This is a genomic window from Microcystis sp. M49636_WE2 (genome assembly GCF_030065375.1).
GTDB classification, from domain to species: Bacteria; Cyanobacteriota; Cyanobacteriia; order Cyanobacteriales; family Microcystaceae; genus Microcystis; species Microcystis aeruginosa_C.
Genome location: NZ_JASJFG010000729.1, coordinates 1 through 2,036, shown reverse-complemented (window position 1 = coordinate 2,036; position 2,036 = coordinate 1). Strand labels below are relative to the sequence as shown.

General features: G+C 42.9%; 3 protein-coding genes. 2 read left to right on the top strand and 1 reads right to left on the bottom strand.

Annotation, left to right across the window (positions count from 1 at the left end; genetic code table 11):
• Both hypD and PX484_RS16755 read left to right on the top strand, forming a co-directional pair.
• Window positions 1-828 (top strand): hydrogenase formation protein HypD (gene hypD, locus PX484_RS16760; protein ID WP_288104833.1); only part of this gene is annotated, 828 nt, incomplete at its 5' end.
• A gap of 88 nt (window positions 829-916) precedes the next feature.
• Complete coding sequence (locus PX484_RS16755) at window positions 917-1,270, top strand: hypothetical protein (protein ID WP_043997667.1); 354 nt, start codon at window positions 917-919, stop codon at window positions 1,268-1,270.
• Here the strand turns inward: PX484_RS16755 and PX484_RS16750 are convergent.
• The gene (locus PX484_RS16750; RefSeq protein ID WP_004163691.1) at window positions 1,267-1,764 is read right to left on the bottom strand and encodes an HNH endonuclease; all 498 of its coding nucleotides are present in this window, start codon (window positions 1,762-1,764) and stop codon (window positions 1,267-1,269) included. The two genes, PX484_RS16755 and PX484_RS16750, sit on opposite strands and share 4 nt — an antisense overlap.
• Window positions 1,765-2,036 lie beyond the last annotated feature (272 nt).

Genomic DNA, 2,036 nt, shown 5'->3' with positions numbered 1-2,036 from the left:
TTTGGCGATACTATGCGTGTCCCCGGTTCCCATTTGAGTCTGCTGCAAGCACGAGCAAAAGGTGATGATATTCGCATGGTTTATTCTCCTCGCGATGCCTTAAAAATTGCCAGAGAAAATCTCGATAAAGAAGTAATATTTCTAGCATTAGGTTTTGAAACAACCGTTCCTAGCACAGCTTTAACTGTTTTAGAAGCCCAAAGAGATGGCATCACTAATTTTAGTTTATTTTCTAATCATGTGGTGATTATTCCCGCTCTGAAAGCTTTGTTAGATAACCCAGATCTACAGTTAGACGGTTTTGTTGGTCCCGGTCATGTTAGCATGGTAATTGGCACAGAACCCTATCAAGTTATTGCCCAAGAATATCATAAACCTGTGGTAGTTTCTGGGTTTGAACCTTTGGATATTCTCCAATCAATTTGGATGGTATTAAAACAATTAGATGAGCAGAGATGTGAGATCGAAAATCAGTATGATCGAGTGGTACAAAATCAAGGAAATAGAGTCGCTTTATCGGCAATCGACCAAGTTTTTGAACTGCGGGATCAGTTTGAATGGCGAGGTTTAGGAGAAATTGCTCAAGGAGGTTTAAAACTGCGAGATGAGTACAGTAATTTTGATGCGGAGAAGAAATTTACTTTACCCAATCAGCGCGTTAAAGATCACAAAGCTTGTCAGTGTGGCGAAATTCTTAAAGGTGTTTTAAAACCCTGGGAATGTAAAGTATTTGGGACTGCTTGTACTCCCGAACATCCCATCGGCACTTGTATGGTTTCTAGTGAAGGTGCTTGTGCCGCTTATTATAAGTATGGTAGAAATCAGTAAATTTTTTTTACTGATTAGGTTCCTTTCTGGTGAGAAAACGCTAGAATTCTCACCAGAAGAAATTAACAATCTCTCGGTGATAAAAAAGATGAAGATCAAAAATAATCTGGGTTTATTTGGCTTAACTACCTCTCTGCTGCTAGTTATCGCTTCGGAAATCGTTCTTGCTTCCCAAGAACAAACCCTAGAACTGCAACCAAGTCAACCCCCCAGCGCCGATTTTTTCAAACCCGTTACCAATCTAATTAAAGATTTAAACCATCAGGGAGTAACTATCACTGATCCCAATGATCCCATGGCGGTGCGCTACCGAGTCAATACCCCCTGTCGCGGTTGTGCGGTTTATCTAGGCACGGGAGTTGCCAATCCTCGCACCCAGACTAATAATAATGGCATGGGAATCAATTTTGGTCTTGGTTTCACCATGCCTTTTTCACCCTAAATGCCGATGACATATTTACGCCATTCCTGATTGTGATTCTCCCTGGTGTGCTTTAATAGCTCAAAGTGGAGACTGCTGTAGGGACGACGCGGCTGGGCGCGTAGGGACATATTGGCCTCTTTTGGTGTACGATTGCCCTTATGCACATTACAACGCACACAAGCCGCCACTAAATTCTCCCAGGTATCACCCCCTCCGCGAGAACGGGGAATCACATGATCGATGGTTAATTGTTCACCTCGGTAGAGACAGTATTGACAAGTGTGATGATCTCGTTCGAGGATATTACGACGGGTTAAAGGAATTTCCTTGTAGGGAACACGGACGTATTGCCTAAGACGGATAACAGAAGGTAGGGGTAAGTCACGACAAACCACTTTTCCGTTATGTTCTAGGGATTCAGCTTTTCCTTTCAACAATAAAACGATCGCACGCCGCCAACTGGTAATATTTAGCGGTTCGTAGGAGGCATTCAACACGAGAACCTTGCTCATAGGTGTCTGGAGATCGCTTGAATTTACCCCGAATGGTAGCACAGATCACTGAGATTGGAACCTATTATTCAGTGTTGGGGAAGTGGGGAGCTTTTTTCAGTGCGATGCCGAAGGCATTGCCTTCGTGCCTTCGGGAGCATCTCACTTACGCGATAAGTAATTATACTTAGCCTAAAAGCCACTCTTAATCGTGTCTTGGAACGAAATAGAGGCTTTTAAAGACTGCGTACATGGAGAATTAAAACAAGAATTACCCTCGAAAAGCCTATTTT